The following is a 26,157-nucleotide window of genomic DNA, read 5'->3' as shown; positions in this document are numbered from 1 at the left end:
ACATTCCGTTTGGGTTTTCGGACTGTCAACCGGAAGACTGCACCCGTGACGTCCCGTAACCCGCGCGACTCCAGGCTCCGACTCGTCCGCTCGCGCCCCCTGGCTTCCGCCCCCCGAGCGGTGACCCAGCGCAGCTCGCGCCGACCCGCACCCCGGCCCCCCGAGGGCACCCCGCCCCCCGCGGAACTGGCCCGCATGGCCCGCACCGGCCTCGCCGCCGCGGCCCGTGTCGCCCGCTGGGCCGACGCCTCGCTCGGCCCGGGGAGCGACGGCGCGACCCCCGACGGCAAGGGCACCCTCGCCGACGCGACCGCCGAACGGGCCGCCGACGAGTTGGGCCTGACCCCGGCTCAGGTCCGCGCGGACTGGGACACCGCACGCCTCGCCGGCCTCGTCGAGGTGCACGGCGACATCGCCCGCCCCGGCTGGCGACTGCGCGCCTGGAACCGCGACGACAGCGCCGTCCTGCGCGGCTGGGTCGCCCTCTTCGACGCCTGGTCGCTCGCCCACCCCGAGCCGGCCGACCGCGAGGCGTCCGCCGTCGCCGAGGTCGTCTCCGCGATGCCCCAGGTGCTCTCCTTCCTCCAGCTCTCCGCCGGGCCCGTCCCCATGGAGCAGCTCCTCGACCTCCTCGAGCAGCGCGTCACCGAACTGCGCACCGAGCGCTGCGAGATCCCCTACGGCCCCCAGCCGGAGCCCGTCCCGGAGGCCGCCGAGATCGCGGACGCCCCCCTCGAGCCCCTCCTCGACTGGGCCCTGCACGCGCTCGCCTCCGTCGGCGCGCTCACCTGCGCCGACGGGCAGGCCACGCTCACCCCGCTCGGCAGCTGGGCGGTCTGGGTCAAGCTGGAGCAGATCTGCGTCGCCGCGCAGAGCCCCGCCGGGAACATCGAACAGCCCGCCTCGGACATGCTCCGCGGCTGCGCCCAGCTGCGCCCGAACGCGGCCCGCGCCGAGTACCGCGCCTGGCTCGCCGCCCGCCCCGTCGGCGGCGCCGTCACCGAACTCCTCGAAGCCGCCCGCGGCGAGGACGCGCTCACCCGCGGCCTCGCCTTCGAGGCGCTGCGCGTGGTCGGCGCCCCCGCCGAGCCCGACGTACGCGCCGTGGCCGACGAGTCCTGGCTGCGCCCCTACGCCCTGCTGTGGCTCGCCGAGCACGACGGGCACGACCCGGAGGACGCCCACGAGGTCCTCACCCGCGAAGAGTCCACCTGGCTCTGGGTCGACACCGCCGCCGCCGTCGCCGACCACGGTGAGGCGCCGCTTCTCGTGCGCCATCTGGAGTCCGCGGTGCAGCCCACCGTGCCCGCGCTCCTCGACGAGGTGCGCGCCGTCGGCCATCCCCGCACCGTCCAGGTCCTGGTCGCGCTCGCCGCCGCCCACCCGGACCCGGCCCTCGCCAAGGCCGTACGCCGCGCCGCCTTCCAGGTCCACACCGGAGGCAGCTAGGGCCTGCCTGTCCCTGGGATCAGCCCCGCACCTCCTCGCCCCCGCGCACCCGGGGTCAGCCCCGTATCTCCGGGGCGTACGTGCCGAAGCTCCAGATGTTGCCCTCGGCGTCCCGGGCCAGGTAGTCCCGCGAGCCGTAGTCCTGGTCGGTCGGGGGCATGAGGATCTCCGCGCCGTGGTCCACGGCGCGCTGGTGGTGTGCGTCGACGTCGTCCACGACCACGTACACCCCCATGGGGCCCGCGTCCTTCATCGCGCCGTCGAAGACGCCACCGCGGCCCTTGGAGCCGAGCATCACCGCGCCGTTGCCCTGGACCAACTCGGCGTGCATCACCGTGCCGTCCTCACTCTCGTACACCGAGGCCTCCGAGAAACCGAAGGCCTCCGTCAACTGCCTGATCGCCGCTTTCGCGTCCGCGTACAGCAGCGTCGGGTAGATGCTCGGGCGCCCGCCGTCCGTACCTGCCATGCCGATCACTCCCACTGGAACTCGTCCTGCTGGGCCGGAATGTCACCCGCTGCCCAGTCTTGCACCGGCCACTGACAACGCCCCGGAGCGCCGAAGCCGCCCGGAACGCGCCTCAGCCGCGGGCGTCTCTTCGCCCCGTCCGCGCACCCGCCTTCGCCCGTCCGCGCTCCCGCCTTCGCCCGGTCACCGCTCTCGCCTCCGCCGCGTCCGCGCGCTCAGCGGAAGGTGTTGCACTGCGCCATGTCGCCGGTGCGGTAGCCCTGGTAGAACCACTGCTGCCGCTGCGCGGACGAGCCGTGCGTCCACGTCTCCGGGGTCACCCGGCCCTGGAACTCCCGCTGGATCCGGTCGTCGCCGACGGCGGCCGCCGCGTCCAGTCCGTCCCGGATGTCGGCCGGAGTGAGGTTCTTGATCAACGGCCTGCCCGTCGACGGGTCCTTCGTCGTCGTCGCGTGGTGCGCCCACACCCCCGCGTAGCAGTCCGCCTGCAACTCCACCTTCACCGAGTTGCTGTTCGCGCCCGTGACCCCGCTCTGGGCCCTGCCCAGCGTCCCCATCAGGTCCTGCACATGGTGCCCGTACTCGTGCGCCACCACGTACGCCTGCGCGAACGGCCCGCCGCTGGAGCCGAACTTGGTCCGCAGGTCGTCGAAGAAGCCCAGGTCCAGATAGACCTTGCGGTCACCGGGACAGTAGAAGGGCCCGACCGCCGAGGTCGCGGTGCCGCACGCGGTGTTCACCCGCCCGCTGAAGAAGACGGTCGGCGAGCGCGTGTACCTACCGCCGCGTCGTGCGAACTCCTGCGCCCAGAAGTCCTGCACGCTGTTGACCACCGCCACCGTCCGGCAGTCCTCCCTGGCGTTCGCGTCCCGCCCCGTCCGGCAGGTCTGCTTGATCTGGTCGAGCGAGGAAGTGGTCACCGCGGGCTGGTCGTTGCCGGAGGACAGCCCGAGCTGATCGGGCCCGACGCCGAAGAACAGCCCGAGGATCAGGGCGATCAGACCCGCGATGCCACCCCCGACGGTCGCCCTGCCACCAGGGATCCGACTGCCGCGCGCATCCTGCACGTCGGAGGTGTCCAGGTCGGCGTCGTCGTCGAACTGCATGGGCACACCACCCTCTGCGTACGGCTTCGCACCTCGGCGTACGTCGCTCCGTGGCGCCATCCTCGTACGCCCTCAGGGGTCCGGCGCCGGGCGGAGGGCCGAACGGGCGACACACCTCCCGCCGCCCGCCGTGTCCCGACGGGCGTTCCCACCGCCCACGCCTACGCTCTGCGCCTGATCCGTGCGCCTGGGCGGCCGGACAGGTCCTAGGAGCGGCGGGTGGTGCCGATGGGGGCGAGGTGATGGCTGTGCCGGTCGAGGCGGCGGAGGCGGAACAGTCCGCCCCGGCGACCACGCACCCCCCGGCCCCCCGGCTCCGTCTCCCCACCGCCCGCCGCCAAGCCGCCCGCGCTCTGCTCCCCGTCGCCGTCGCCCTGCTGCTCACCGCCGCCCACGAAGCGCGCCCCGCGCCCTACGGAGACCGCCTCATCGCCCACACGCGCGTGGCGCACGGGCACGGGACACGACAGCCCCCGCTGCGCGCCACGAGGGCGGCCGTCGAGGCCTACGACGGGACGACCGGCCACCCCCGCTGGACCTACGCCCGCGAGGGCCGCCGTCCGGTGGCCGTGCTCCCCGCGCGCGGGCACGCGATCGCGCTGTGGGACGACGGACTGGTCACCGACACCGCGCGCGGCGACGGCAGCGCCGTGCGGTGGCACCGGGCCCTTCCCGGGGCCGCCGGGTGGCTCGCGGACCACGGGGCGCGTGGGGTGCTGCGACCCCTGGGCACCCGCATGCTCGCCGTGATCACCCCCCGGCGCGTCGCCGCCTACCGCATCGCCGACGGCGACCTGCGCTGGACGCTGCCCGCCCGGTACGGCTGCTCCTTCGCCCCCGAACGTGCGTTGCGTCACGGCGAGGCGCTCCTGATCGCGCAGCCCTGCGCCACCGGTGACAGCTGGACCACCGAGCTCGTCGCCGTCGACGACCTGGGCAGAATCACCCCGCACCGCACGCCGCTGGGCAACGTGTGGCAGGGCGAGCGTCACAGTGCCGGACACGCTCACCCAGGGAAAGTGGTTGCACGGCCCCGTTAGACTTGGTCGCATGGCCATTCTCCTCGCGCATTAGACGGCGGGAACGTCCTCAGCCGTCCACCCCGCCAACCACCCTGCCCTGGAGTCTGTCCGTGATCTCCGCCTCCGGTATCGAGCTGCGCGCCGGCGCCCGCATCCTCATCGAGTCCGCCACCTTCCGCATCACCAAGGGCGACCGTATCGGCCTGGTCGGCCGCAACGGCGCGGGCAAGACGACCCTGACGAAGGTCCTGGCCGGCGAGGGCATCCCGGCCTCCGGCACCGTCGCCCGCTCCGGCGAGGTCGGCTATCTGCCCCAGGACCCCCGCACCGGTGACCTCGACGTCCTCGCCACCGACCGCATCCTCTCCGCGCGCGGCCTGGACACCCTGATCCGCAAGATGCGGGAGAACGAACAGCGCATCGCCAACGGCTCGGGCGCCACTCGCGAGAAGGCCATGCGGCAGTACGAGCGCCAGGAGACCGAGTTCCTCACCAAGGGCGGGTACTCCGCCGAGGCCGAGGCCGCCACCATCGCCGCCGCGCTCAACCTGCCCGACCGCGTGCTCGGCCAGCCCCTGCACACGCTCTCCGGCGGTCAGCGCCGCCGTGTCGAGCTGGCCCGCATCCTGTTCTCGGACGCCGACACGCTCCTGCTCGACGAGCCGACCAACCACCTCGACGCCGACTCGATCGTCTGGCTGCGCGACTACCTGAAGACCTACCGCGGCGGCTTCATCGTGATCTCCCACGACGTCGACCTCGTCGAGACGGTCGTCAACAAGGTCTTCTATCTGGACGCCAACCGCGCCCAGATCGACGTCTACAACATGGGCTGGAAGCTCTACCAGCAGCAGCGCGAGGCCGACGAGAAGCGCCGCAAGCGCGAGCGGCAGAACGCCGAGAAGAAGGCCGCCGCGCTGAACTCGCAGGCGGACAAGATGCGCGCCAAGGCCACCAAGACGGTGGCCGCGCAGAACATGGCCAAGCGCGCCGACAAGCTGCTGGCCGGCCTCGAGGCGGTCCGCGTCTCCGACAAGGTCGCCAAGCTGCGCTTCCCGGAGCCCGCGCCCTGCGGCAAGACCCCGCTGATGGCCGAGGGCCTGTCGAAGTCGTACGGCTCGCTGGAGATCTTCACCGATGTCGACCTGGCCATCGACAAGGGCTCGCGCGTGGTCATCCTGGGCCTCAACGGCGCCGGCAAGACGACCCTGCTGAAGCTGCTCGGCGGCGCCGAGCAGCCCGACACCGGTCAGGTCATAGAGGGCCACGGCCTCAAGCTCGGGTACTACGCGCAGGAGCACGAGACCCTCGACCCCGAGCGCACGGTCCTGGAGAACATGCGTTCCGCCGCCCCCGACCTGGATCTGGTCGAGGTCCGTAAGACGCTCGGCTCGTTCCTGTTCTCCGGCGACGACGTCGACAAGCCGGCCGGCGTGCTCTCCGGCGGCGAGAAGACCCGGCTCGCGCTCGCGACCCTCGTGGTCTCCTCGGCGAACGTCCTCCTCCTCGACGAGCCGACGAACAACCTGGACCCGGCCAGCCGTGAGGAGATCCTCGGCGCGCTGCGCACCTACAAGGGCGCCGTCGTCCTCGTCACCCACGACGAGGGCGCCGTCGAGGCGCTCCAGCCCGAGCGGATCATTCTGCTCCCGGACGGTGTCGAGGACCTGTGGGGCTCCGACTACGCGGACCTCGTCGCCCTCGCCTGAGCCCTCTTACGGCCTCCCGGACAGCCCCGGGGCCGCCGTCAGCACGACGTGATCGAATGACTGATCCACTGCGTATGGATCATTCGGCCGATCCGTGATCCACCATCTGTGTGAGATCTCCTCGTACCGAGGTGTGTCCTACATCCATTTCGCGGCCGAGTCCTTTGTTCCCAAGGGCTCGGCCGTCTTGCGTCGCTGACCTGGCACTTCACGGAAGAACCCGTTCGGTCGTACGGACAGAGCAGTGCGGACCCTGTGATTCCATTTGTGAGGACGGGCTCCTGTCGTCAAAACCGTGTCTCACGGACCTTGCCGAATGGGTGGCCATGAAGCCCTTGAGGGGTGATCATGAGAAGTCCAGAGCGCACTTCCCATGAGGAGGCACGGGTGGCCGAGACTCTGAAGAAGGGCAGCCGGGTAACCGGCGCCGCGCGCGACAAGCTCGCGGCAGACCTGAAGAAGAAGTACGACTCCGGTGCGAGCATTCGAGCGCTGGCCGAAGAAACCGGCCGTTCGTATGGCTTCGTGCACCGGATGCTCAGCGAGTCGGGCGTCACGCTCCGAGGGCGTGGCGGAGCGACGCGGGGCAAGAAGGCCGCCTCGGCCTGAGGCCGGGCGTCCCCATCGGCTTCGGTGGTGGCCACCCGGTCGGTCGGGTGATCGACCGGGTGGTTACTGTGCAGTCACTTAGGTGTGTTCCTCGTGCCCTTCACGAGGTACGCGTCTGATCCGACCGCACCCATCGGAGGCAGCCCATGGCTTCGCTCGACAAGGATCTTGACCCCGTACTCGACAAGGACGGCGTACGGCTCACCGTCGACGACGCGATCGCCACGGTGACGCTGACCAATCCGGCCAAGCGCAACGCCCAAAGTCCTGCTCTGTGGCGGGCGTTGACGGAGGCCGGGCGGTCGCTGCCGGGCACTGTCCGTGTGGTCGTGTTGCGTGCCGAGGGCCAGTCGTTCTCGGCCGGGCTCGACCGGCAGGCGTTCACGCCCGAGGGCTTCGACGGCGAGCCGTCGTTCATCGACCTCGCGCGCGGGGCCGACGCCGAGCTCGACGCGACCATCGCCGAGTACCAGGAGGCGTTCACCTGGTGGCGGCGCAGCGACGTCGTGTCCATCGCCGCCGTGCAGGGGCACGCCATCGGTGCGGGTTTCCAGCTGGCGCTCGCCTGTGACCTGCGCGTCGTCGCGGACGACGTGCAGTTCGCCATGCGCGAGACCAGCCTCGGGCTCGTTCCCGACCTGACGGGAACGCATCCGCTGGTGAGCCTGGTCGGATACGCCCGCGCGCTGGAGATCTGCGCCACGGGTCGCTTCGTGTCGGCCGAGGAGGCCGAGCGCACGGGGCTCGCCAATCTCGCCGTGCCCGTCGACCAGCTCGAGGATGCCGTGCGGGACCTCGCCGCCGCGGTGTTGGCCGCGCCTCGGGACGCGGTCGTCGAGACCAAGGCGTTGCTGCGGGGGGCGCAGGAACGGACGTACGAGGAGCAGCGGGTCGCCGAGCGCGCGGCTCAGGCCCGGCGGCTGCGGGACCTGGCCGGTCTGGGGGAGTGAGGTCGTCCTTCCTACTCGACGGACGTCACCAGTGCCGTCACTGACGGAGTGTCCGGCAAGGCGTCCGCGACCGCCGCTCTGACGGCCCTTGCCACGTCCACCGTTCGCTCCGTTGCCGCGACCGCCAGTTCGACGCGGACGTGGCGGCGGGCGAGGGCGGGATCCGTGCCGGGGACGTTCTCGATGTGCACCGGATGGCCCAGGACGTCCGTCAGGTGGAGTACCCCCGGCACGGACAGGGCGGCGGTGGCCGCCCGGGCCTCGTCGGGCGCCGTCGGTACGGCGGCCGGAGGCGGGGCGGCGTGGCGTACGGCGGTCGGCGGCGCGCAGACGTCCCCCAACTCCGTCACCTTCAGGTCGACCTCCGTGACCGTCAGGCCGAGGGGTTCGGCCGCCTCGGCGAGGGCCACGCGCAGGCGGGCCGCGGTCGTGGGAAGCGGCTCGACGCCGGGGGCCGTCGGATCCGCCCCGGCCGTGAACTCCGCGACGATGCGCAGGGGGCCGGGCGGCAGCGCGCTGGGCGGCGGCGGTACGACGGGTTCGTAGACCAGTTCCGGGTCCGCGAGGGCGATCCGGAGCGAGCCGAGGCGGACAGCGGGCACGTCGGCCGCGGCGCGCCGCAGGAACGCGTCGGCCGCCTCCTCGGCGATCCAGGCGCCGTCGCGCGGATGCCCGAGCGGGAGCAGGCGCCCGAGCCCGAGCTGTCGCCGTACTGCCTGCGTCCATCGATCCGCGGTCATTGTTCCAGCCTGCCGCATCCCTGGCGCGCGAGCCCGCAACCGCACCTACTGTGGGCAAGGAGGACGACCGAAAGGGACGTACGGCGATGACCGACATGACGGAGCAGAACCGGACGGACAGCTCCGGGAGCGAGAAGGAGGCTCCCCAGAGCCGCAAGCCCGGGGTCACCAAGCGCGGCGGTGGTGATCCCGCGACACGGGGGCGGACCACGATCGCCGACGGTGTGGTGGAGAAGATCGCCGGGCTCGCCGCCCGGGACGTGCTCGGTGTCCATGCGATGGGCAGTGGGCTGAGCCGGACCTTCGGGGCCGTGCGCGACCGAGTGCCAGGGGGGTCGAAATCCGTCTCGCGCGGCGTCAAGGCCGAGGTCGGGGAGCTCCAGACCGCGCTCGACCTGGAGATCGTCGTCGAGTACGGCGTGTCGATCGCGGACGTCGCCCGCGCCGTGCGCGAGAACGTCATCGCGGCCGTGGAGCGCATGACGGGACTCGAGGTCGTCGAGGTCAACATCGCGGTGAGTGATGTGAAGCTTCCCGAGGAAGAAGACGAGGAGCCGGAGGCGCGGCTCCAGTGACCGGCCCGGCCGCGCAACGGCCCACGACACCGAGGCCGTCGAACCGCTGAGGAGTGCACCATGAGCTTGGCCGTGATCGGCATGATCGCCGGAATGGCGCTGGGCTTCGCCGGGTACTTCGGGGGCTTCGGGGCCTTTCTGCTCGTGGCCGCCCTGGGTGCCGTCGGTTTCGTCGTCGGACGGTTCCTCGAAGGGGACCTGGATCTCGGTGACTTCTTCCGTCCCCGCGACGACCGGCGGCGGTGACGCCCGTGACCGGCCCGCTCGGCGACACCCGACGGCCCCTGACGGCCGTCGAGGCGGCCGAGCGCGGCGCGACCCGGATCGCCGACCGGGTCGTGGCGAAGATCGCCGCGCAGGCCGCCCGCGAGGCCCTGGACCCGCTGCCCCCGGACGCCGTACCCCCGCACGCGACGGTCGTCGTCCTTCCCCAGGCTCTCGGCTCCGCTCGAGCAGGGGAGACCCCCATCGCAAGCGCCCGCGTCCGCCTCCACCTCGAACTCGGCTACCCCTCCGACATCGGCGCCCGCTGCAACGCGGTGCGTTGTCATGTCGCCGAGCGGGTACACGCGTTGACGGGGATGGAAGTGCCGGAGGTGACGGTCCACGTCGAACGGCTGCACCTGCTACCGGCGACCGCCGCGGCACAGGGGAGGACGCGATGAGCGAGCCCCAGGGCTCCGAGAACACCACCCGACGCATGCCCGTCCTGGAGAAACCCGACGCGGGCCCACCGGCCGAGGACGAACTCGGCCAGTCCGCCTCCGCGGCCGACTACGACCCGCCGCCCGCCGTCGACGACGCGAGCGGCGGGCGGGGCCGGTTCTGGTCGGCGCGCCGTGTCCCCGCGGGGATCGTCGCGCTGCTGGTCCTGGTGGGTGCGGGCGTCCTGCTGTACGACGTCGCGGCCGTACGTGCCCACCGGCCCGCCTCGCACTGGCGCGGGTCCCTCGCCCGGCAGCTCGCCGAACGGCCCCTGGACGACACCTGGGTGCTCGTCGGCGCCGGCCTCGCCGCGGTCCTGGGACTCTGGCTGATCGTCCTCGCCGTGACGCCGGGGCTGCGTGACGTCCTGCCGATGCGGCGCACCCATCCCGACGTACGGGCCGGGCTGCACCGGGGCGCCGCCGCGACGGCGCTGCGCGACCGGGCCATGGAGGTCTCCGGGGTGCGGTCGGTCCGGGTACGGATGGGGCGCAGGAAGGTCGACGTGCGGGCGGTCTCGCACTTCCGCGCACTCGACGACGTACGGGCCGACCTGGACGCCACGCTCGCCGACGGCATCCGGGGACTCGGGCTCGTCCGGACGCCCGCCCTGTCGGTGCATGTCGCGCGTCCGGGCCGGAAGGGGTGAGGGCGGTGCTCAGGATCGTCAACCGTGTCCTGCTGGGCATCGTCGGGCTCGCGCTGCTGGTCCTCGGCGGCTCCGTGCTCGCCGTCGGACTGGGCGTGCGGCCGCCCTCCTGGTGGATCCACGACGGGCGGCACGACGTGCTGCTGAGCGCCGCCGAACGGACCCGGTGGCGGGACCAGGGCTGGTGGTGGCCGACCGTCATCGCCGTTCTCGCCGTCGTCGTCCTGCTCAGCCTGTGGTGGCTGTCGGCCGTACTGCGGCGGCGCCGGCTCGCGGAGGTGCTCGTCGACACCGGCGACGGTGAAGGGGCGCTGCTGCGCGGGCGGGCCCTGGAGGGTGTACTGGCCGCCGAGGCGGGGCGGTTGGACGGTGTCGAACGGGCCGAGGTCCAGCTGACCGGGCGACGCGGCGCTCCCGGGACCCGGGTCCAGCTCCTGCTGGAACCGCATGTCGATCCCGGGCAGGCGCTGCACCTGCTGACGACGGAGGCCCTGACACACGCCCGGGACTCCGCAGGCCTCGCCGCGCTCCCCGCGGAGGTACGCCTCCGCGGGGTCAAACACCGGGCCGAAAGGGTGAGTTAGGCCCCCGGGCGGCGTCCGGGCGGACTCAGAACCCGCTCCGCACGCCGCCGTCCACCGGCATCATGAGGCCCGTCAGATACGACGCGGCGGGCGAGAGCAGGAACGCCGCCGTGCGGCCGAACTCCTCCGGGGTGCCGTAGCGGCGCAACGGAATCCGCGACTCGTTGGCCGCGCGGGTGGCCTCCGGGTCGGCGGAGAGGCCGTCGAGCTCGCGCAGGCGGTCCGTGTCGATGCGGGCCGGGAGCAGGCCCACGACACGGATGCCGCGCGGGCCCAGTTCGTCGGCGAGGGACTTGGCGAAGCCGGCGAGACCGGGGCGCAGACCGTTGGAGATGGTCAGGCCCGGGATGGGCTCGTAGACCGAGCCGGAGAGCACGAAGCCGATGACACCGCCCTCGCCGAGCTCCGCGGCGGCCGCACGGGCCAGCCGGACCGCGCCCAGGAAGACGGACTCGAAGGAGGCCGTCCACTGCTCGTCCGTGTTGTCCGCGACGAACCCGGGCGGCGGCCCGCCGACGCTGATCAGGATGCCGTCGAAGCCGCCGAAGTGCTCACGGGCCGCCGCGATCAGCCGGTCCGGGGTCCCCGGGTCGGAGTTGTCGGCGGCCACCCCGACCGCGTTCGGTCCGAGCGCGGACGCCGCGTCGGCGGAGGTCTTCTCGTCGCGCCCCGTGACGATCACCTTCGCGCCGTCGGCGGTGAGCTCGCGCGCGGTCGCGTTGCCCAGGCCACGGGTGGCTCCCGTGACGACGTACACACGGTCCTTCAGTCCAAGATCCATGGCCCCCATCCTCCCCTATCCGGTCGTCCCGGCTCCTCCCGGATGCGCTTCACCGAACAGGTTGAAGGCGGTCCCCACCAGGCCGAGGTGGCTGAACGCCTGCGGGAAGTTGCCGAGCTGGCGGCGCGCGACGGGGTCGTACTCCTCGGACAGCAGCCCCACGTCGTTGGCCAGGCCGAGCAGCCGTTCGAACAGCTCGCGGGCGTCCTTCGTACGGCCCGTCATGTGCAGCGCGTCCGCGAGCCAGAACGAGCAGACGAGGAAGGCGCCCTCGCCGCCCGGCAGCCCGTCGACGTCGACGCCCTCGTCGCTGTAGCGGCGCAGCAGGAAGCCCTCGCGTTCGAGATCGGCGCGCACCGCGTCGATGGTGCCGACGACCCGGGGATCGTCGGGCGGCAGGAAACCGACGCGGGGGATGAGCAGCAGTGACGCGTCCAGTTCGCGTGACCCGTAGGACTGCGTGAAGGTGTTGCGTTCGCTGTCGAAGCCGTGCTCGCACACCTCCTTGTGGACCTCTTCGCGCATCGTGCGCCAGCCCTCCAGGTCGCCGCCGAGCTCCGGTTCGTTCTCCAGCGCCCGGACGGCGCGGTCGGCCGCCACCCACGCCATCACCTTCGAGTACACGAAGTGCCGGCGTGGGCCGCGCACCTCCCAGATCCCCTCGTCCGGCTGCCGCCAGGCGGTCCGCAGGAACTCCATCAGGGCGCACTGCAGGCGCCACATGTGCGGCTTGGACGGCAGACCCGAGCGCCGGGCCAGTGAGAGCGAGTCGATGACCTCGCCGTACACGTCCAGTTGGAGCTGCTTGACGGCCTCGTTGCCGATCCGGACCGGGTACGAGCCCCCGAAGCCGGGCAGCCACGACAGCTCGAACTCGGGCAGCCGGCGCTCACCGGAGAGGCCGTACATGATCTGCAGGTCCGCGGGGTCGCCCGCGACCGCGCGCAGCAGCCAGTCGCGCCAGGCCTCGGCCTCCTCGTGGTACCCGGCCGACAGGAGCGCGCCCAGGGTGAGGGTCGAGTCGCGCAGCCAGCAGTAGCGGTAGTCCCAGTTGCGGACGCCGCCGAGTTCCTCAGGGAGCGAGGTGGTGGGGGCGGCGACGATGCCGCCGGTCGGGGCGAAGGTGAGGGCCTTCAGGGTGATCAGGGAGCGCACGACGGCGTCGCGGTGCGGACCGTCGTAACGGCAGCGCGCCGCCCAGGCCTGCCAGTCCTCGACGCTGGAGCGCAGTGCCTCGTACGGGTCGACGAGGGGTGGGCGCGACTGGTGCGAGGGATGCCAGGTCAGGACGAAGGCGACCTTCTCGCCCGCCTCCACGGTGAACTCCGAGTGCGTACGGAAGTCCTTGCCCCAGGTGCGTACCGCGGGCTCGCTGCGCAGCCACACCGAGTCCGGGCCCGCGACCGCCACCCGCTGGCCGTCCGCCCTGCGCACCCACGGCACGACGGAGCCGTAGTCGAAGCGCAGTTGCAGTGTGCTGTGCATCGTCACCCGGCCGCTGAGTCCCTCGACGACGCGGACGAGATCGGGGGCGTGCTCGCGTTGTGGCATGAAGTCGGTCACGCGGACCGCGCCCTCGTCCGTCTCCCATTCGGAGTCGAGCACCAGCGTGTCCTGCCGGTACGCCCGCCGGGTGCAGGGGCCCGCCCCCGTGGGTGAGATCCGCCAGCGACCGTGGTTCTCGTCGCCGAGGATCGCGGCGAAGCAGGCGGCCGAGTCGAACCGTGGCAGACAGAGCCAGTCGACGGATCCGTCCCGGCCCACCAGCGCGGCGGTCTGTTCGTCCCCGATGAGCGCGTAGTCCTCGATACGTGGGTGCACGTGGGGCGAGTTCCCGGCGAAGGCCGGGGCCAATCGGGTCGGGGGCCGACCGGGTGACACCGGCCGAGGAAGTACGGGCGCGCCGGGCGGCGGCCCAGGGGTCAGGCGGCGACCGTGGCCGCTTCCGGCGCGGTCGTGGAGGCGGCGGCCTCGGCCCGGTCGCGGCGCTCCCGGCGGACCAGGATCAGCCAGCCCACGGGCACGCCCGCGGAGAAGAGCCACCACTGGATCGCGTACGCCATGTGCGGACCGATGTCGTTGTGCTCGGGGTCGGGGATCAGTTCGGGGGAGTCACCCTTGGGCGCGGGCGCGGTCTGCTCGATGTACCCGCCGAGGACCTGCTTGCCGAGGCTCTTGGCCTGCTGCTCGCTGTTGATCAGCATGACCTGGCGGTCGGGCAGGCCCTGGATGTTCTTGATGCCGCTGTCGCCGGTCGTCTCGTCGGGCATCAGCCGCCCGGTGACGGTGATCTCGCCCTTCGCGGGCGCCGGGATCTTCGGGAACGCGGTCTGTGAGCCGTTCGAGTCGATCCAGCCCCGGTTGACGAGGAGCACCCGGCCGTCGTCCAGGTCGAAGGGGGTCAGGACGTGGTACCCGACCTCGCCGGCGGCGTTGGTGCGGCGCCGCACGACGACCTCGTGCGCGGTGTCGAAGGTGCCCTTCGCGGTCACCCGGCGGTACAGGTCCGCGTGCTCGACGTGCTGCCCCGGCGCGGTGACCGACTCGGCGGGCACCGGCGTGGCCGTCAGCGACTGCGAGATGACCTTGTTCAGCGCGACCTTGTGCTCATGGCGGTGCAGCTGCCAGAAGCCCAGCTTGATCATCGTGGGGATGAGCAGGAGGGCCACGAGGGTGAGAATCACCCACTGCCGGGACAACAGGAAGCGGTACACCCCACGACCGTACAACTCGGTCGTGGGGCGTATTCAGGGGGGTGCGCGTCGACACGACGGGAACGTGTGCTCCCGGGCCGTTCCGCTCGGCTCTCAGACCTTGTCGATGATGCCCACCTTGCCCTCCGCGCGGGCGCAGTGCGCGCCGCAGAACCAGTGGCCCTCGACCTCGACGCCCTGGCCGATGATCTGCACGCGACAGTGCTCGCAGATGGGGGCCATCCGGTGGATCGCGCAGGAGAAACAGTCGAAGACGTGCACCGCGCCCTGCGCGTGCACCTCGAAGGTCATGCCGTAGTCGTTGCCGCACACTTCGCATCTCGCCATGCGCCACAGGGTGAGGTGCGGACGCGGCGCGGGCGAGCGGGCGCCGGGCGAGTCGCCCGGCAATCACCCGTACGTCCGTCAGCGACCCCGGCCCCTCTTCAGCCCTCCGTGGTCACTTCTCGGAGGCCGGCGCCACGTCCCGCAGCAGCTGGCCGAACGCCGCCTCGTCGATCACCGGTGTCCCGAACTGTTTGGCCTTGACCACCTTGGACGTACTGGAGTCCGGATCGTTGGTGACGAGCAGGCTGGTCAGCCGGGACAGACTCGTCGCGACATGCAGTCCGGCCTCGACGGCACGGTCCTCCAGCAGCTCGCGGTCGACGGACGTGTCCCCGGAGAACGCGACCCGCATACCCTGCTTGAGTGGTTTGTCCGCTTCATAGCGACCCGGGTTGGGATAGGGGCATGCGGGGCGTTTGCGTGAAGGCCGCCAACTCCCGGACGGGTAGCCACCGGACGGGTAGCCGCCGGACGCATGACCACCGGAACCGGGCTGCCGTCCGATCCGCGGTGCCGCGGGGCTCTCGGACCACTCCTTGAGCGGCCGGCACTCCAGGAGCGGCAGCCGGATGCCGTCCCGCGCGGCGGCCCGCAGGCTCGGCCGGAACGCCTCGGCCAGCACGCGCGCGTCGTCCAGCGCGTGGTGCGCCCGCTGCTGTACGACACCGAAGTGCGCGGCCAGCGACTCCAGCTTGTGGTTGGGCAGCGGCAGGCCCAGCTCCTTGGAGAGCGCGATGGTGCACAGCCGCTGACGCACCGGCGCCTCACGCTCCGCGCGCGCGTACTCCCGCGCGATCATCGACCAGTCGAAGACCGCGTTGTGCGCCACGAGCACCCGGTCGGCGAGCCGGTCGGAGAACTCCTCGGCGATGTCCTGGAAGAGCGGGGCGCCTTCGAGCACCTCGGTCGTCAGACCGTGGATCCAGACCGGGCCCGGGTCCCGCTCCGGGTTGACCATCGTGTACCAGTGGTCCTCGACCTCGCCGCGCGCGTCCAGCCGGTAGACGGCGGCCGAGATTATCCGGTCGTCGCGGGCAAGGCCGGTGGTCTCCACGTCGACGACCGCGTACCCCTGCGGATACGCGGCCGGCCAGGGGGCTGGTGACGATGCGGTCGTCAGGTCTTCGAGCATGGTCACTGAGGATACGGGCCCTGACTGACAGTCCGGCGCCCACCTTCCCGGATCCGACGGACGGTCCGGCCCCCGGAGTTGACGCGGTCAGCGGGGGACAGGGGTGCCTTTTGTGGCGCGGGTCACCGGTTGGTCCGGCCCGGCGGACGCCCCCGGGCGCATGGCTGACGCATGGCTATGGACCTTTCGACGGTGTCCTGCAAGCGTGCTCCGCGCCCCAGCAGGTAGCGCCTACGAAGGGCGGTACGGACATGGCACGAGTGAGGTACGGCGCACGGACCGAGGCGGAGATGGCCGCCGCGCGCACCGCGAGCGCCAAGCTCCCCGACATCTGGTCCACCGGTGTGGTGGCCGTCTGGGAGAGCGATCCGGACGCGGTCGCGGCGGTCCTGCCACCCCCGCTCAAACCCACCGGGCGCCCCCTGGTCCGGGTGAACATCAGCAAGGTGGACCTGCCGGGCTATCCGCTCGGCGCGGGCTCGTTCGCCGTCGCAGCGGCGCACGACGGCGTCGAGGGCTGGTACCCGCTGGTCATGCCGATGACCCACGAGCGGGCGCTCATCGGCGGCCGCGAGGTCTTCGGGGAGCCCAAGAAGCTCGGCGAGGTCACCGTGGAACGCGACGGCCTCGTCGTACGGGCGGCGCTCGCCCGGCACGGCATCGCGTTCGTCGAGGTGCGCGGCGCGGTGAGCGGTGACCTGCCGCTGCCCGAGCCCGCCCGGAAGACCGACTTCTACTTCAAGTTCCTTCCCGCGGTGGACGGTTCGGGCTTCGACGTCCACCCCGTGCTCGTGCACTGCGTACGCAACGAGAAGGTGCGCAGGCTGGAGCGCGTCACCGGGGACGTCGTGCTGCGCGAGTCGATGTACGACCCGGTCGCCGACCTCCCCGTACGCGAACTGGTCGAGATCACCCTCGGCGAGAAGACCACCGACCAGACGGGCCGGGTGGTCGAACGCGTCAGCGCCCAGGCCCTGTTGCCGTACATCCATCAGCGCTACGACGATCCGCGGCAGATCCTCGACGGGCCGCCGGAAGGGAGCGCCTGATGGATCTCCGGGCGGGGCAGGTCGCCGTCGTCACCGGCGCGGCGAGCGGTATCGGGCTCGCGATGGCGCGCCGGTTCGCGGCGGACGGTCTGAAGGTGGTCCTCGCGGACGTCGAGGAGGGTGCCCTGGAGAAGGCCGCCGCCACGCTGCGGGAGGACGGGGCGCAGGTGCACGCGCGCGTGGTGGACGTCTCGGAGCGCGAACAACTCGACGCGCTCGCCGCCGAGACGTACGAGAAGTACGGCGCCGTGCATGTCCTGTGCAACAACGCGGGGGTCGGCTCCGGCGCCGAGGGCCGCATGTGGGAGCACGATCCGAACGACTGGAAGTGGGCCTTCGCCGTCAACGTCTGGGGTGTCTTCCACGGCGTCCAGGCCTTCGTGCCGCGGATGATCGCCGCGGGAGAGCCGGGCCACGTCGTCAACACCTCGTCGGGCGACGGCGGGATCGCCCCGCTGCCGACCGCCTCCGTGTACGCCGTCACCAAGGCGGCCGTCGTGACGATGACCGAGTCCCTGTACGCGCATCTCAAGGCGGAGCACGCGCGCGTGGGGGCGTCGGTGCTCTTCCCCGGGCCCCACATGCTCCGCACCGGCCTGTGGGAGTCGCACCGCAACCGGCCCGAGCGCTACGCGAAACAGCGCCCGAGGAAGACCCCGTACCGCAGCCTCGACCAGTGGGAGGCCGCGATGAAGGAGGCGGGGCAGGAGGTGCGGTTCACGCCGGTGGAGGAGGTCGCCGACCTGGTGGCGGACGGCATCCGGGAGGGCCGGTTCTGGCTGCTGCCCGCGAGCGAGCACAGCGACCGGCAGATCCGGGCGAGGTCGCAGTCGATGCTCGACCGGGCCGACCCGTCGTACCTAGAGCACTTCATCCTGGACTGAGGAGGCGGGCGATGACCGACCGGGACCCCTATCTGATCATCTCCTCCGACTGCCACGCCGGGCTCCCCACCGAGGAGTACCGGCCCTACCTGGACTCCCGGTTCCACCGGGACTTCGACGAGTTCCTCGCGGGCCGGGGCCGGCGCCGCGAGGAGATGAACCGGCTCGGCATCCGCAACGAGGCGTTCGCGGACCGCTGGTTCCAGGACAACGAGGAGGGCCTGCGCGGCGGTTGGGACACCGCGCAGCGCCTCAAGGAACTGGACGGCGACGGTGTGGCGGGGGAGGTGGTCTTCCCGGACGCCGACGCCGTGGACAGCCGCACCGCGGCCCCCTTCGGCGTGGGCCTCGGCCTCTCCGGCGACCACGACCCGCAGCTCGGCATGGCGGGAGCGCAGGCCCACAACCGCTGGCTGGCGGAGTTCGTCGGGCAGAACCCCGAACGGCACTGCGGGGTCGCCCTGTTGCCGATCACGGCGGCCCCCGACGCGGTCGTCGCCGAGGTGTACCGCGCCAAGGAGTCGGGACTCGGCGCCCTGATGATCCCCGCCATGTGGGTCGACAAGGAGCCCTACCACGACCGTCGTTACGACCCCGTGTGGGCGGCCGCCGCCGAGTGCGGGATGCCGGTGGTCACGCACTCCGGCGCGGCACCGCGCCACGAGTACGGCGACCACCTGGGGATCTATGTCTCCGAAGTCACCTGGTGGCCCGCGCGCCCCCTGTGGTTCCTGCTCTGGTCGGGCGTCTTCGAACGCCACCCGGGGCTGAGGTTCGGGGTGGCCGAGTCGGGCTGCTGGTGGCTGCCGAACCTCCTCTGGTTCATGGACCGCCTCTACCTGGGCGCGCACGGCGGCAAGAAGCTGTCGCCCTTCGCCGAGCTGAAGCGGCCCCCGCACGAGTACCTCGACCGGCAGCTCTTCATCTGCGCGACGAACACCAAGCGCCGCGAACTCGCGCAGCGCTACGAGATCGGCGTCGACAACATCCTCTGGGGCAGCGACTTCCCGCACCCCGAGGGAACCTGGCCCGACACCCGCGCGTGGCTGCGGCGCACCTTCCACGACATCCCGGTCGCGGAGACCCGCCGCATGCTCGGCCTCGCGGCCGCGGAGGTCTTCGGCTTCGACGTCGAGCGGCTGACCCCGCTCGCCCGGCGCATCGGCCCGACCCCGGCCGACCTCGGCCAGAGCGACGACCAGACGGCCGTGGCGGCGTCCTGGGCACGCTCGCGCGAGGTGGGCCGTCACTGGCTGACCGACCACGACTTCCCGGTCCTGGGGACGACGCCGTGAGCGCCCCCACGAACGACCCCGTGACCGACCGCTACACCGTGATCTCGGCGGACTGCCACGCCGGAGCGGACCTCCTGGACTACCGGCCCTACCTGGCGAAGGAACACCACGAGGCGTTCGACGCGTGGGCGGCCACGTACGTCAATCCGTACGAGGACCTGCTCGCCGACACCGCCGACAAGAACTGGAACTCCGCGCGGCGCCTGGCGGAGCTGGAGGAGGACGGCATCGTCGCGGAGGTGGTGTTCCCCAACACCATCCCGCCCTTCTTCCCGTCGGCCGCCCTGATGGCGCCGGCCCCCACCGCCGAGGAGTTCGAACGGCGCTGGGCGGGCCTGCGCGCCCACAACCGCTGGCTCGCGGACTTCTGCGCGGCCGCGCCGGGTCGCCGCGCGGGTGTCTTCCAGATCCTCCTGAACGACGTGGGGGAGGCGGTGAAGGAGATCAGGTGGGCCTCCCGGGCGGGCCTCAGGGGCGGCCTGCTGCTCCCCGGCACCCCACCGGGCTCGGGACTGCCCGAGCTGTACTCGTCGACGTACGACCCGATCTGGGCGGTCTGCGAGGAGCTGGGCGTCCCCGTGAACCACCACGCGGGCTCGGCGTCGCCGCCACTGGGCGAGGAACCGGCGGCCCGCGCGGTCTTCATGGTCGAGACGACCTGGTTCTCGCACCGCGCGCTCTGGCACCTCATCTTCGGCGGCGCCTTCCGCCGCCACCCCGGCCTGAGACTGGTGCTCACCGAGCAGGGCTCGGGCTGGATACCCGGGGTGCTCGACATGCTGGACTACTACCACGGGAGGCTGTCGGCGGCGGCGACGAAGAGGGCGAAGAGGTCGACGGCGGAGTCGAAGTTCGGCGCGGGACTCGCCGAGGCGATGGGCAAGGGCCCCTCGGACGTCTGGCGGGACAACTGCTTCGTCGGCGCGAGCTTCATGCGCCCGCACGAGGTGCCGCTGCGGGCGCGGATCGGCGTCGACAAGATCATGTGGGGCAGCGACTACCCGCACGACGAGGGCACCTACCCCTACTCCCGGGAGGGCCTGCGCTGCGCGTACGCGGGCGTGCCGCGCGAGGAGGTCGCCGCGATGGTCGGCGGGAACGCCGCCCGGGTGTACGGCTTCGACCTCGACGCGCTGGACGCCCTCGCGGCGAAGGTGGGACCGACCGTGGCGGAACTGGCCGAACCGCTGACGCGGCCCCCGGCGGACGCGACGAGTCCGGTGTTCGCGCGGGGAGCGTCAGTACGGGTCTGGTGACGCGCCAGGTGGCATCCTCCCCGTGTGACGGTACCCACGCACGACGAGGCCCACGAAGGCACCCTCGGCTCCCGCCTGAACTGGCTGCGGGCCGCGGTGCTGGGCGCCAACGACGGCATCGTCTCCACCGCCGGCCTCGTCGTCGGCGTGGCCGGCGCCACGGACGACCGCTCCGCGCTGCTCACGGCGGGCCTCGCGGGGCTGCTGGCCGGCTCCATGTCGATGGCGGCGGGCGAATACGTCTCGGTCTCCACCCAACTGGACTCCGAGAAGGCCGCCCTGGCGCTGGAGCGACGCGAACTGCGCGAACAGCCCGATGCCGAACTCGAGGAGCTGACCGAACTCCTGGAGCAGCGCGGCCTGACCCGCGACGTGGCCCGCGAGGCGGCCGAGCAGCTCACGGAACGCGACGCCCTGAAGGCCCACGCGCGCGTGGAGCTCGGCATCGACCCCGACGACCTCACCAACCCCTGGCACGCGGCCTGGGCGAGCTTCCTCTCGTTCACCGTGGGCGCCCTCCTCCCCCTCCTCGCCATCGTCCTGCCACCGGCGGCCTGGCGCCTGGGCGTCACCGTGCTCTCGGTCCTGGCCGCCCTGGTCCTCACCGGCTGGCTGAGCGCCCGCCTGGGCTCGGCGAACCCGGGCCGCGCGGTACTGCGGAACGTGGGCGGGGGTGCGCTGGCGATGGGGGTCACCTATGCGGCGGGGGTGCTGTTGGGGGCGGCCGGGGTGTGACGAGCGCCGAGCGACCATCTGACGCGCATCGGTCCGGACCTGTCGGCGTTCTTGGCGGAGATCACCAATAAGCAAGCGCGTACCCTCGGTAATACTTGTGGGTAACAACGTCTAGCCGCGGCCGAGCTGCGGTTCTACGGTGCATCCATGCCGAACCTGCCCGATGTCGTGCTGTGGTCGATACCCGCCTTTGTGCTGCTCACCGTGATCGAGGTGGTGAGCGTCAGGATCCATCCGGACGACGATGCCGCGGGGTACGAGGCGAAGGACGCCGCGACGAGCGTCGGCATGGGGCTCGGGAGCCTCGTCTTCGACTTCCTGTGGAAGATCCCGATCGTCGCCATCTATACGGCGATCTACGAACTGACGCCGCTGCGGGTGCCCGTCCTGTGGTGGACCGTTCCGCTCATGCTGCTGGGGCAGGACTTCTTCTACTACTGGTCGCACCGCGGGCACCACGTCATCCGCGTCCTGTGGGCCTGCCACGTGGTCCACCACTCCAGCCGGAAGTTCAACCTCACCACCGCGCTGCGCCAGCCCTGGACGACCTGGACGGTCTGGCCCTTCTACGTGCCGCTGATCGCCCTCGGTGTGCACCCCGCCGCGCTCGCGTTCTGCTCGTCGGCGAACCTCGTCTACCAGTTCTGGATCCACACGGAGCGGATAGACAAGATGCCCCGTTGGTTCGAGTTCGTGCTCAACACGCCCTCCCACCACCGGGTCCACCACGCCTCCCAGGGCGGCTATCTGGACCGCAACTTCGGCGGGATCCTCATCGTCTGGGACCGGCTCTTCGGGTCCTTCGTCGCCGAGACCGAGCGGCCCGTCTACGGGCTCACCAAGAACATCGCCACGTACAACCCCCTGCGCGTCGCCACCCACGAGTACGCCGCCATCGCCAGGGACCTGAAGGCGGCGACCGGTTGGCGCGAGCGGGCGGGGCGGGTCTTTCGCGGGCCCGGCTGGCAGCCGACGCCGAAGTCCGCGGGGCACCAGGCGGTCACGGAGCCCGTCGCGTGAGCCCACGGCACGCGCGCGTGCTGCTCGTCTCCTTCGGCGTGGCCGCTGCCGTGGACCTCGTTTCCCTGGCCGTCGGGTTCACCCCGGGGCACCTGGTCGCCAAGCCGCTTCTGATGCCCCTGCTCGCCGCCCACGCGGTCGTACGCGGCGGACCGCGGCTCCTGGTGGCCGCCCTGCTCTGCGGCTGGGGCGGCGACGTACTGCTGCTGTCCGACGCCGACCCGGCCTTCCTCGTGGGGATGGCCTCCTTCGCGGCCGGTCACGTCTGCTATCTCCTGCTCTTCAGAGGGCCGGATGCGCCGCATCGCCCTCCACACGTGCGTGGGCCGTCGGCCCGGCTCGGTGGCGCGTACGTCCTCGCCCTCGTCGTCACCGTCACCCTCCTGTGGCCCGATCTGCCCGCCGGCCTCCGTATCCCCGTCGCGGGCTACAGCCTGCTGCTGACCGCGATGGCGGCCGCAAGCACCCGGCTCGGGCCCGTCGCGGGCGTGGGCGGGGCGCTCTTCCTGCTGTCCGACACCCTCATCGCCACCGGCGTCGCCGACTGGCCGCAGCTCCCGAGGCCGGACTTCTGGATCATGCTGACCTATGCCGCCGCCCAGTTCCTGCTGGTCAGCGGAGTGCAGGGCACCCTCGGCGCGCATACCGCGGCGGGGGCGGCGTACGGTGAGATGCGCTCAACCACCCCCTGAGCGCATCTCACCCAGCCGATCGGCCGAGAAGGATCCTCGTCATGCGCGCCACCACCATCCACGCCCCGTACGACATGCGCGTGGAGGACGTCCCCGAACCCCTGGTGCAACTGCCCACCGACGCGGTCGTACGGGTGCTGCGGTCCTGCATCTGCGGCAGCGACCTGTGGGCCTACCGGGGCGAGGCGGCACGGCAGGCGGGGCAGCGGATCGGGCACGAGTTCCTCGGCATCGTCGAGGAGACCGGCTCCGAGGTGACCGGCGTCCGCCGCGGCGACCTGGTCGTCGCGCCCTTCATGTGGTCGGACGGCGTCTGCGACTACTGCCGCGAGGGCCTCACCACCTCCTGCGAGCACGGCGGCTTCTGGGGCGCGGTCGGCTACGACGGCGGTCAGGGCGAGGCCGTGCGCGTCCCCTTCGCCGACGGCACCCTCGTACAGCTGCCCAAGGAGGCGGCCTCCGACGACCACCTGCTGTCGGCCCTGCTGACGCTCTCCGACGTCATGGGCACCGGTCACCACGCGGCCCTCGGCGCGGGAGCCCGCAAGGGCGCCACCGTCGCGGTCGTCGGGGACGGCGCCGTCGGGCTGTGCGCCGTGCTGGCCGCCAAGCGGCTCGGCGCCGAGCGGATCATCGCGCTCGGACGCCACCAGGCGCGTACGGACATCGCGCGCGCCTTCGGTGCCACGGACGTCGTCGCCGAACGCGGCGAGGCGGCCGTCGAGGCCGTCCGCGAGCTGACCCGCGGCCAGGGCGCGCACGCCGTCGTGGAGGCGGTCGGTACCGAGCAGTCCATGCGGACGGCCGTGAACATCACCCGCGACGGCGGCGCCATCGGCTTCGTCGGCGTGCCGCACGGCAGCGGCACGGGCCTCGACCTGGGCGTGATGTTCGACCGGAACGTCGCGCTGCGCGGCGGTGTGGCGCCGGTGCGGGCGTACATCCCGGAGCTGCTGCCCGACATCCTGGACGGCACCATCGACCCGTCGCCCGTCTTCGACATGACCGTCGGTCTGGAAGGCGTGCCCGACGGCTACAAGGCGATGGACGAGCGCACCGCCCTCAAGGTGCTCGTCACCAACGGCTCATGACCACCTGATCGGCAGCGGAAGCGCCGTCAGCAGCCCCGACACCGCCACGACCAGGCCCAGCGCCACCACCTCCGCGCGAGCGGGCACACAGGCGCTGAGCCGGTCGGCGGCCCGGCGCAGCCGCAGCCGCGCGAGCAGCGCCAGCACGGCGACGGCGGCCACCAGCACCAGCTTGGCGAGCAGGGTGCGCCCGTACGACGTCGCCGTCAGCTGGTCCAGGACCGTGCCGGGCGGCATCCGGCGCAGTGCGCTCCACACGCCCGTCGCGGTGAGCGCCGCGAACAGGACGGCGGCCACGCGCGCGTAGAGGCCCAGAAGCGCCGCGCCGGCCGCGTCCGCCGAAACCGCCGTCTCGGCCGTCCCCGTCGGCTCCGCGGCCTCCGCCTCCGAAGCGGCGCGCCAGGTGCGCAGCATCCGCAGTACATGCAGCAGGCCGCCCGTCCACAGGGCCGCGCAGGTCACGTGAACGAGCGTCAGACCGGAGCCGACGAGCGGGCCGTGCTCCGGCGCCGGGTGGGCGCGCAGCGCCTCCGCGAGGGCCACCGCGGCCAGTGGCCACACCTGCGCGGCCGGTCTCCGCGAGAGGGCGCAGAGCCCGGCGGCCAGGAAGGCGTTGACCTCCAGGAGCGCGAGCTTGCCGTCCCGGCTCTGGTAGAGCCCGCCGACGTCCATGTCGGAGAGGTGGTGCGGCAGCAGGTTGCCGGTGGACACCACCGAGGCCAGCCCCAGCGCGGCGAGGAACCCGACCGCCGCGGCGGAGGGCGCCCAGCTGCGGGGCGCGTGCTCCAGCGGCGCGCCCGGCACCAGGCGGGCCAGCCGGGCCGCGAACAGCTCGCCCACCGGGACGCACAGCGCCGCGAACAAGGCCGCGCGCAGCAGGGCGATGCCGCCGACGCCGGGAGCGGCCGCCTCGCCGGTGCCGTCCAGCGCGGGGCGCGGACCGAGCAGCGGGATCAGCGCGGCCACGGCCACCAGGACGAGCAGGGCGACGGCGCGTCCGGCGGCGGGGCGCCGCACCGGACCACTCGCGCCCGCTGTCTCGGCTGTCGGTCGTATCAAGGTCACCCCAGGATCTTCACCAGTCGGCACAGAACCGGGCAAGTGCAGGGAAACAAGCGGTGGTTAGGCATTCCGCCCATAGATACGTTTCCGGTCGACCCCTCGCTCACGCCCGACGGGCGCGATCGTCTCCCGAAGCGACCAGCCGGCTCAGGCCCACCGGGCCGGGTCCGTCCCCCAACGTCCCGGCGGCCGTGCCCAGTCGAAGGGCCCGCCGGCGAAGGAGACGGGCGACCGTGCGTACCTGAGCCGGCCCAGGTCGCTGTCGGTCTCGGCGAGCCAGGGGCCCGGTTCGTACGAGGTGTCGGCGGGCTCCTCGTCCCGGTGCGCCGACCCGTCCATCAGCCACGCGGCCGTCCGCGCGAGCGCCAGCCGGACGAGCCGTGTCCCGCCCTCCCGGGCCTGCTCGGTGAGCGACCGGAGCACCGCGGCGGCCAGCAGGTACCCCGTGCCGTGGTCGAGGGCCTGCGCGGGCAGCGCACCCGGCCGCTCCGCCGACCCCTCGATCTCCGCGATCCCGGTGGCGACCTGCACCAGACTGTCGAAGCCCCGCCGCCCGGACCACGGCCCGTAGTCGCCCCACGCCGACAACTGCGCCACCACCAGACCGGGCCGCCGCTCGGCCAGTGCCCCCGGGGAGAGCCCGAACCGGTCCAGTGCGCCCGGCCGGTACCCGGTGACGACGACATCGGCCTCGGCGAGCAGCTCCTCGAAGGCCGAGCGATCCCCGCGCGCCGACAGGTCGAGCGTGGCGGAACGCTTCCCGAAGTCCAGGTCGGCGTGCTGGTCGTCGATTTCGGGCAGGCGCGGGCTGTCGATCCGCAGGACGTCCGCGCCAAGGAGAGCGAGCGTGCGGGTGGCCACCGGGCCCGCGATGACCCGGGTGAGGTCCAGCACGCGCACGCCCGCGGCGGGCAGCAGCGGATCCCCGGCGAGCGGGGCGAGCGGTCGTACGGGTGCCGTGTCCAGCCGCTCGCGGGCCACCAGCGGGTGCGCGGCGATCGCCCGCCCCTGTGGGTGCGCCGCCCACCGGCCGGGCGAGCGCAGGGCGATCGCGAGTCCGCCGGCCGCGTACACCGTCTCCTCCACCTCGGTGGCCGGCCGCTCGGCGAGCACCTCGGCGACCACCTCGGTGAGGGAGCCCCGGCCCTGCGGCACACCCAGCGCGCCCAGCAGCCGCTTCTGGTGGTGCGGATAGTTCGCGTGGGTGCGGACCCAGCCGTCCGCCGTCCGCCAGAACCGGGACAGCGGGGCGAAGTTGACCGGCTCACGACCGTCGACGCGCAGATGCCGCTCACTGTGGAAGGCGGTGGCGACGGCCCCGTCGTCCACGCGCACCTCGGGCATCTTCCCTCCGGTGCGCCCTGCGGTCAGTTCGGCCCCGGCGAGGGCACAGACCGCGACACATGCCCGGGCCGTCCCGCGCACCGGCAGTCGTGCGGGCAGCACGCCCTCCCGTGCGACAGCCGAGATCAGTGAGACGAGTGCGGGGTCGCCGCCCAGAGCGGCCCACGCGAAGTCCGTACGAGTCATGACGGCACTATGCCGGGTGTAC

At 72.4% G+C, this 26,157-nt stretch carries 28 protein-coding genes; 18 read left to right on the top strand and 10 right to left on the bottom strand.

Annotation, left to right across the window (positions count from 1 at the left end):
• Positions 1–45: 45 nt before the first annotated feature.
• Complete coding sequence (locus FNV62_RS14790; protein WP_164331675.1) at positions 46–1,449, top strand: hypothetical protein; 1,404 nt, start codon at positions 46–48, stop codon at positions 1,447–1,449.
• A 55-nt stretch (positions 1,450–1,504) separates the two neighbouring features.
• Here the strand turns inward: FNV62_RS14790 and FNV62_RS14785 are convergent, their stop codons facing one another.
• Positions 1,505–1,918 (bottom strand): VOC family protein, encoded by a 414-nt coding sequence (locus FNV62_RS14785; protein WP_054232339.1) that lies wholly within the window; start codon positions 1,916–1,918, stop codon positions 1,505–1,507.
• Between the two features lie 215 nt (positions 1,919–2,133).
• On the bottom strand, positions 2,134–3,024 hold the full coding sequence (locus FNV62_RS14780; RefSeq protein ID WP_097284128.1) for a neutral zinc metallopeptidase: 891 nt from the start codon (positions 3,022–3,024) through the stop codon (positions 2,134–2,136).
• 242 nt (positions 3,025–3,266) lie between these two features.
• Between FNV62_RS14780 and FNV62_RS14775 the strand changes: the two genes are divergently transcribed.
• From FNV62_RS14775 to FNV62_RS14760, 4 genes are all read left to right on the top strand, one after another.
• Positions 3,267–4,064, top strand: coding sequence for a hypothetical protein (locus FNV62_RS14775; RefSeq protein WP_179858130.1), 798 nt, complete (start codon positions 3,267–3,269; stop codon positions 4,062–4,064).
• Positions 4,065–4,156: 92 nt separating this feature from the next.
• Positions 4,157–5,755, top strand: a complete 1,599-nt coding sequence (locus FNV62_RS14770) for an ABC-F family ATP-binding cassette domain-containing protein (RefSeq protein WP_054232258.1) — start codon at positions 4,157–4,159, stop codon at positions 5,753–5,755.
• Positions 5,756–6,142: 387 nt separating this feature from the next.
• Positions 6,143–6,364, top strand: a complete 222-nt coding sequence (locus tag FNV62_RS14765; protein ID WP_006123601.1) for a helix-turn-helix domain-containing protein — start codon at positions 6,143–6,145, stop codon at positions 6,362–6,364.
• 146 nt (positions 6,365–6,510) lie between these two features.
• Positions 6,511–7,314 carry an enoyl-CoA hydratase/isomerase family protein gene (locus FNV62_RS14760; RefSeq protein WP_143607711.1) on the top strand — a complete coding sequence of 268 codons (804 nt, stop codon included), beginning with the start codon at positions 6,511–6,513 and terminating at the stop codon, positions 7,312–7,314.
• 11 nt (positions 7,315–7,325) lie between these two features.
• Here the strand turns inward: FNV62_RS14760 and FNV62_RS14755 are convergent, their stop codons facing one another.
• Positions 7,326–8,054, bottom strand: a complete 729-nt coding sequence (locus FNV62_RS14755; protein WP_097284126.1) for a nucleopolyhedrovirus P10 family protein — start codon at positions 8,052–8,054, stop codon at positions 7,326–7,328.
• Between the two features lie 86 nt (positions 8,055–8,140).
• Between FNV62_RS14755 and FNV62_RS14750 the strand changes: the two genes are divergently transcribed.
• Genes FNV62_RS14750 through amaP form a run of 5 tightly spaced genes read left to right on the top strand, consistent with a single transcriptional unit; the run spans position 8,141 to position 10,567 of the window.
• On the top strand, positions 8,141–8,629 hold the full coding sequence (locus FNV62_RS14750) for an Asp23/Gls24 family envelope stress response protein (protein WP_054232255.1): 489 nt from the start codon (positions 8,141–8,143) through the stop codon (positions 8,627–8,629).
• A gap of 60 nt (positions 8,630–8,689) precedes the next feature.
• Entirely contained in the window at positions 8,690–8,875 is a 186-nt protein-coding gene (locus tag FNV62_RS14745; RefSeq protein ID WP_054232254.1) for a hypothetical protein, read from the top strand.
• Positions 8,876–8,880: 5 nt separating this feature from the next.
• Positions 8,881–9,294 carry an Asp23/Gls24 family envelope stress response protein gene (locus FNV62_RS14740; protein ID WP_060902207.1) on the top strand — a complete coding sequence of 138 codons (414 nt, stop codon included), beginning with the start codon at positions 8,881–8,883 and terminating at the stop codon, positions 9,292–9,294.
• Positions 9,291–9,983, top strand: coding sequence for a DUF6286 domain-containing protein (locus FNV62_RS14735; protein ID WP_144315283.1), 693 nt, complete (start codon positions 9,291–9,293; stop codon positions 9,981–9,983). The genes FNV62_RS14740 and FNV62_RS14735 overlap by 4 nt, the downstream gene beginning before the upstream one ends.
• A gap of 5 nt (positions 9,984–9,988) precedes the next feature.
• Positions 9,989–10,567: an alkaline shock response membrane anchor protein AmaP gene (gene amaP, locus FNV62_RS14730; RefSeq protein ID WP_144315282.1), complete on the top strand. Its 579-nt coding sequence runs from the start codon at positions 9,989–9,991 to the stop codon at positions 10,565–10,567.
• Positions 10,568–10,592: 25 nt separating this feature from the next.
• On the opposite strand, the gene FNV62_RS14725 is transcribed toward amaP, so the two are convergent.
• The 5 genes from FNV62_RS14725 to FNV62_RS14705 all read right to left on the bottom strand — a co-directional run bounded on the left by FNV62_RS14725 (position 10,593) and on the right by FNV62_RS14705 (position 15,521).
• Positions 10,593–11,348 (bottom strand): SDR family oxidoreductase, encoded by a 756-nt coding sequence (locus FNV62_RS14725; RefSeq protein ID WP_143612958.1) that lies wholly within the window; start codon positions 11,346–11,348, stop codon positions 10,593–10,595.
• A gap of 15 nt (positions 11,349–11,363) precedes the next feature.
• On the bottom strand, positions 11,364–13,169 hold the full coding sequence (locus FNV62_RS14720; RefSeq protein WP_097288873.1) for a glycoside hydrolase family 15 protein: 1,806 nt from the start codon (positions 13,167–13,169) through the stop codon (positions 11,364–11,366).
• A gap of 101 nt (positions 13,170–13,270) precedes the next feature.
• Entirely contained in the window at positions 13,271–14,062 is a 792-nt protein-coding gene (locus FNV62_RS14715; RefSeq protein ID WP_054232249.1) for an SURF1 family protein, read from the bottom strand.
• A 93-nt stretch (positions 14,063–14,155) separates the two neighbouring features.
• Entirely contained in the window at positions 14,156–14,389 is a 234-nt protein-coding gene (locus FNV62_RS14710) for a hypothetical protein (protein ID WP_054232337.1), read from the bottom strand.
• Positions 14,390–14,501: 112 nt separating this feature from the next.
• Positions 14,502–15,521, bottom strand: a complete 1,020-nt coding sequence (locus FNV62_RS14705) for a DEDDh family exonuclease (protein ID WP_144315281.1) — start codon at positions 15,519–15,521, stop codon at positions 14,502–14,504.
• 251 nt (positions 15,522–15,772) lie between these two features.
• On the opposite strand from FNV62_RS14705, the gene FNV62_RS14700 reads away from it, so the two are divergent.
• The 8 genes from FNV62_RS14700 to FNV62_RS14665 all read left to right on the top strand — a co-directional run bounded on the left by FNV62_RS14700 (position 15,773) and on the right by FNV62_RS14665 (position 23,543).
• Positions 15,773–16,570 carry an acetoacetate decarboxylase family protein gene (locus FNV62_RS14700; RefSeq protein ID WP_060897005.1) on the top strand — a complete coding sequence of 266 codons (798 nt, stop codon included), beginning with the start codon at positions 15,773–15,775 and terminating at the stop codon, positions 16,568–16,570.
• Positions 16,570–17,454 carry an SDR family oxidoreductase gene (locus tag FNV62_RS14695; protein ID WP_060897004.1) on the top strand — a complete coding sequence of 295 codons (885 nt, stop codon included), beginning with the start codon at positions 16,570–16,572 and terminating at the stop codon, positions 17,452–17,454. The genes FNV62_RS14700 and FNV62_RS14695 overlap by 1 nt, the downstream gene beginning before the upstream one ends.
• Positions 17,455–17,465: 11 nt before the next feature.
• Entirely contained in the window at positions 17,466–18,749 is a 1,284-nt protein-coding gene (locus FNV62_RS14690) for an amidohydrolase family protein (RefSeq protein WP_144315280.1), read from the top strand.
• Entirely contained in the window at positions 18,746–20,005 is a 1,260-nt protein-coding gene (locus tag FNV62_RS14685; protein ID WP_382109451.1) for an amidohydrolase family protein, read from the top strand. Before FNV62_RS14690 ends, FNV62_RS14685 begins: the two co-directional genes overlap by 4 nt.
• Positions 20,006–20,029: 24 nt before the next feature.
• Complete coding sequence (locus FNV62_RS14680) at positions 20,030–20,740, top strand: VIT family protein (RefSeq protein WP_054232245.1); 711 nt, start codon at positions 20,030–20,032, stop codon at positions 20,738–20,740.
• A gap of 147 nt (positions 20,741–20,887) precedes the next feature.
• Positions 20,888–21,760, top strand: a complete 873-nt coding sequence (locus FNV62_RS14675; RefSeq protein WP_143601252.1) for a sterol desaturase family protein — start codon at positions 20,888–20,890, stop codon at positions 21,758–21,760.
• Positions 21,757–22,452: a lysoplasmalogenase gene (locus FNV62_RS14670; RefSeq protein WP_097284119.1), complete on the top strand. Its 696-nt coding sequence runs from the start codon at positions 21,757–21,759 to the stop codon at positions 22,450–22,452. Before FNV62_RS14675 ends, FNV62_RS14670 begins: the two co-directional genes overlap by 4 nt.
• Positions 22,453–22,493: 41 nt before the next feature.
• The gene (locus FNV62_RS14665) at positions 22,494–23,543 is read left to right on the top strand and encodes a zinc-dependent alcohol dehydrogenase family protein (RefSeq protein WP_054232242.1); all 1,050 of its coding nucleotides are present in this window, start codon (positions 22,494–22,496) and stop codon (positions 23,541–23,543) included.
• Here FNV62_RS14665 and FNV62_RS14660 read toward each other — a convergent pair.
• Positions 23,538–24,608 carry a CopD family protein gene (locus FNV62_RS14660; RefSeq protein ID WP_144315279.1) on the bottom strand — a complete coding sequence of 357 codons (1,071 nt, stop codon included), beginning with the start codon at positions 24,606–24,608 and terminating at the stop codon, positions 23,538–23,540. The genes FNV62_RS14665 and FNV62_RS14660 overlap by 6 nt on opposite strands.
• 144 nt (positions 24,609–24,752) lie before the next feature.
• Positions 24,753–26,135 carry a CoA transferase gene (locus tag FNV62_RS14655; protein ID WP_144315278.1) on the bottom strand — a complete coding sequence of 461 codons (1,383 nt, stop codon included), beginning with the start codon at positions 26,133–26,135 and terminating at the stop codon, positions 24,753–24,755.
• Between the last annotated feature and the right edge of the window lie 22 nt (positions 26,136–26,157).

This window comes from Streptomyces sp. RLB3-17 (assembly GCF_007113425.2).
GTDB classification, from domain to species: domain Bacteria; phylum Actinomycetota; class Actinomycetes; order Streptomycetales; family Streptomycetaceae; genus Streptomyces; species Streptomyces mirabilis_D.
The sequence above is the reverse complement of the archived record's forward strand: the minus strand, read 5'-3'. Positions and strand labels throughout refer to the sequence as shown.

Coding starts and splice junctions, on each gene's coding strand:
- FNV62_RS14700 (WP_060897005.1), top strand. CDS start 15,773: ATGGCACGAGTGAGGTACGGCGCACGGACCGAGGCGGAGATGGCCGCC.
- FNV62_RS14665 (WP_054232242.1), top strand. CDS start 22,494: ATGCGCGCCACCACCATCCACGCCCCGTACGACATGCGCGTGGAGGAC.
- FNV62_RS14775 (WP_179858130.1), top strand. CDS start 3,267: ATGGCTGTGCCGGTCGAGGCGGCGGAGGCGGAACAGTCCGCCCCGGCG.
- FNV62_RS14735 (WP_144315283.1), top strand. CDS start 9,291: ATGAGCGAGCCCCAGGGCTCCGAGAACACCACCCGACGCATGCCCGTC.
- FNV62_RS14705 (WP_144315281.1), bottom strand. CDS start 15,521: ATGCTCGAAGACCTGACGACCGCATCGTCACCAGCCCCCTGGCCGGCC.
- FNV62_RS14655 (WP_144315278.1), bottom strand. CDS start 26,135: ATGACTCGTACGGACTTCGCGTGGGCCGCTCTGGGCGGCGACCCCGCA.
- FNV62_RS14755 (WP_097284126.1), bottom strand. CDS start 8,054: ATGACCGCGGATCGATGGACGCAGGCAGTACGGCGACAGCTCGGGCTC.
- FNV62_RS14725 (WP_143612958.1), bottom strand. CDS start 11,348: ATGGATCTTGGACTGAAGGACCGTGTGTACGTCGTCACGGGAGCCACC.
- FNV62_RS14760 (WP_143607711.1), top strand. CDS start 6,511: ATGGCTTCGCTCGACAAGGATCTTGACCCCGTACTCGACAAGGACGGC.
- FNV62_RS14710 (WP_054232337.1), bottom strand. CDS start 14,389: ATGGCGAGATGCGAAGTGTGCGGCAACGACTACGGCATGACCTTCGAG.
- FNV62_RS14675 (WP_143601252.1), top strand. CDS start 20,888: ATGCCGAACCTGCCCGATGTCGTGCTGTGGTCGATACCCGCCTTTGTG.
- FNV62_RS14785 (WP_054232339.1), bottom strand. CDS start 1,918: ATGGCAGGTACGGACGGCGGGCGCCCGAGCATCTACCCGACGCTGCTG.
- FNV62_RS14750 (WP_054232255.1), top strand. CDS start 8,141: ATGACCGACATGACGGAGCAGAACCGGACGGACAGCTCCGGGAGCGAG.
- FNV62_RS14780 (WP_097284128.1), bottom strand. CDS start 3,024: ATGCAGTTCGACGACGACGCCGACCTGGACACCTCCGACGTGCAGGAT.
- FNV62_RS14745 (WP_054232254.1), top strand. CDS start 8,690: ATGAGCTTGGCCGTGATCGGCATGATCGCCGGAATGGCGCTGGGCTTC.
- FNV62_RS14695 (WP_060897004.1), top strand. CDS start 16,570: ATGGATCTCCGGGCGGGGCAGGTCGCCGTCGTCACCGGCGCGGCGAGC.
- FNV62_RS14690 (WP_144315280.1), top strand. CDS start 17,466: ATGACCGACCGGGACCCCTATCTGATCATCTCCTCCGACTGCCACGCC.